Raw genomic sequence first — 2,572 nt, forward strand, 5'->3', positions numbered from 1 at the left:
CTCGACGACGTTGCGGAAGCCGGTGTAGGCGAAGACCATGCCCGCGGTCGCGATGGTCGACAGCGCCGCGCTCCAGCCGTAGGGCGCCACGCCGCCGTGGTCGGTGATGTTGGCGGAGTCGAACCCGGAGGCGATCAGCAGGACCACCGTCGACGTCGGGATCAGGATCTTGATCGCGGTGACGATCGTGTTGGAGCGGGCGAACAGCAGGACCCCGAACCAGTTCAGGGCGACGAAGCCGGCCATGAGCACGACGGCGATGAGGATGCCGAGGCCGGTCAGCGACTCCCCGTCGTAGACCCCGGGCAGGTAGGCGGCCGCGTACTGCACGACGCCCGCGGCCTCGGTGGGCGGGTTGCCGACGTAGCTGATCCACATCGCCCATCCGACGATGCCCGCGGTGAGCCCGCCGTGGGAGTACATCGGGTAGCGCACGAGGCCGCCCGACTCCGGCTTCGCCATCCCGAGCTCGGCGAACACCAGCGCCACGAGCAGCATCAGCGCGCCGCCGATCACCCAGGCGAGCAGCGCGGCCGGCCCGGCGTCCTGCGCGGCGTAGAGCGAGGAGAACAGCCAGCCCGAGCCGATCACGCTGCCCAGCCCGGCCGCGAGCAGCGACCAGAAGCCCAGCTCCTTGTGCAGGCCGGCGTCCGGGCGGCCGTCCTCGGCGGCGGGCGTGGGGGAGGGGACGGCGCTCGTGTCCGTCATGCTGCTACCTCGTTCATCCGGCTACCTCGTCACGGTGTCGGTGGCGCTCCGACGGGAGCACTACCCATTCGTGCGCTCCCGTTCACCGCAGGGTCACCGATCGTCGACGCATCGTGACCCGACGAGCAGGGGATAGTGGCGGGAAATCCCTGGGTCAGCCCGGGAAGAGGGGCGCGAGGAGCCGGCCCGGCGCGTCCCGCAGCAGGGGCAGGGGCAGGGGCAGGGAGGCGGCGATCGTCGGGCGCGGGCCGGTCGCGGTCGGCTGCGCGGTGGCGGCGTCGACGGCGTTCGCGATCACCGTCTGGCCGGCGGCGGTCGGTGCCCCGGTGCGCAGCGGATCGGTCCCGGCGAACGGGGTGATCCAGGGCTGCCGGGCACAGGAGCTGTGGGCGACGAAGGCCCTGCGGACGTCGACGACGGTCACTCCCGCGGCCCGGGCCCGGTCGGTGAGAATGCCGTCGAGGCGGGTCACCGTGTCGTCGAGGCGACGCGCGGCGCCCGGGTCGGCGGCCCCCGCGGCGCAGGACAGTCCCTCCGTCAGCCGGGGGTAGGTGGTGAGGACGAGGCGCGCGCCCGGGGCACGTCGCCGGATGTCCGCGAACGAGCTGTCCAGTGCGGGCCCGAGCGCGGCGAGGGCGCGGTCGGTCCGGGCCGCCGCGGCGTCGCAGCGACCCGCCGTCGCTGCGGGGGTGCCGCCGGCGGCGCAGGCGCCCGCGAGCGCGCCGAGCCCGCTCGCGTCCGCGCCGACGGTGATCGTGACGCGGGTGACGGCCGGGGTCAGTGCGGTGAACTGGGTGTCCGGGCCACCGGAGGTCGACGCGCAGGCGCGGCTGGTCCAGGCGCCCGGGGCTAGCCGGGGTCCGGTCCGTGCCGGGTAGGACGCGACCGTCCGGCGGCAGGACGTCCCGTCGGCGCCCGCGGGATCGACGAGCGGGGCACCGCCCGCGGCCGTGCCCGCTGCCCAGGAGTCGCCGAGGGCGACGAGCGTCGTGGGCGCCGCGGCGCGAGGGGCCGCGTCCGCCGGACGGGTGGCCCTGGTGGTCGTGAGGGTGAGCGCGGTGACCGCCAGGCACAGTCCGGCGGTCAGGACACGGCGGCTCGGTCGCACGATCACTCCTGTCGACGATCGCTCGATGGGGACTCGAGTGTTGCCCGCCGCGCGCCCCGGCAGAAGATCAGTCCATCGACCGGATGACGGGCTGGACCTGAACCACGATCGAGGGTGCAGGCTCGTCGTCATGGAGCCCGCGCTGCCGCCGCTGCCCGACGACTGGACCAGTGCCCTCGCCGTCGCCGCCCACCCCGACGACCTCGAGTACGGGGTGTCCGCGGCCGTCGCGTCGTGGACCGCGACGGGGAAGCGGGTCACGTATCTGCTGGTCACGCGCGGGGAGGCCGGGATCGCGACGATGGCGCCCGAGGAGGCGGGGCCCGTGCGCGAGGCCGAGGAACGCGCCAGTGCGGCGGAGGTCGGGGTCGAGGACGTGCGCTTCCTCGACCACCGCGACGGGGTCGTCACCGAGGGCGTCGACCTGCGCCGCGACATCGCGCGCGTCATCCGTGCGGTGCGCCCGGACCTCGTGGTCGCGCTGAACCACGCCGAGCAGTGGCCGGGCCCGGACGGACGTCCCGTCGGCTGGAACTCGGCCGACCACCGCGCCGTCGGGCGGGCCACGATCGACGCGGTCGGCGACGCGGGCAACCGCTGGCTGCACCCGGAGCTCGTGAGGGAGGGCCTCGAGCCGCACGAGGCCCGCCACGTCGTCGTGGGTCACTCACCGGCGTCCGGGCACGCCGTCGACGTCACCGGGCACGTGGACCGGGCGGTCGCCTCGCTGACCCGTCAGCGGCTCTACCTGCAGGC

The 2,572-nt window shown here is 75.0% G+C and carries 3 protein-coding genes; 1 reads left to right on the forward strand and 2 read right to left on the reverse strand.

What is annotated here, in order from left to right:
- On the reverse strand, nt 1–708 hold a 708-nt coding region (locus VGH76_RS12680; RefSeq protein WP_331557043.1), incomplete at its 3' end, for an APC family permease.
- 154 nt (nt 709–862) lie between these two features.
- Nucleotides 863–1,816 carry a hypothetical protein gene (locus tag VGH76_RS12685; protein WP_331557044.1) on the reverse strand — a complete coding sequence of 318 codons (954 nt, stop codon included), beginning with the start codon at nt 1,814–1,816 and terminating at the stop codon, nt 863–865.
- Nucleotides 1,817–1,946: 130 nt separating this feature from the next.
- Here VGH76_RS12685 and VGH76_RS12690 point away from each other — a divergent pair.
- On the forward strand, nt 1,947–2,572 hold a 626-nt coding region (locus tag VGH76_RS12690; protein ID WP_331557045.1), incomplete at its 3' end, for a PIG-L deacetylase family protein.

Origin of the sequence: Actinomycetospora sp., assembly GCF_036497585.1 — a bacterium.
Classification (GTDB): domain Bacteria; phylum Actinomycetota; class Actinomycetes; order Mycobacteriales; family Pseudonocardiaceae; genus Actinomycetospora.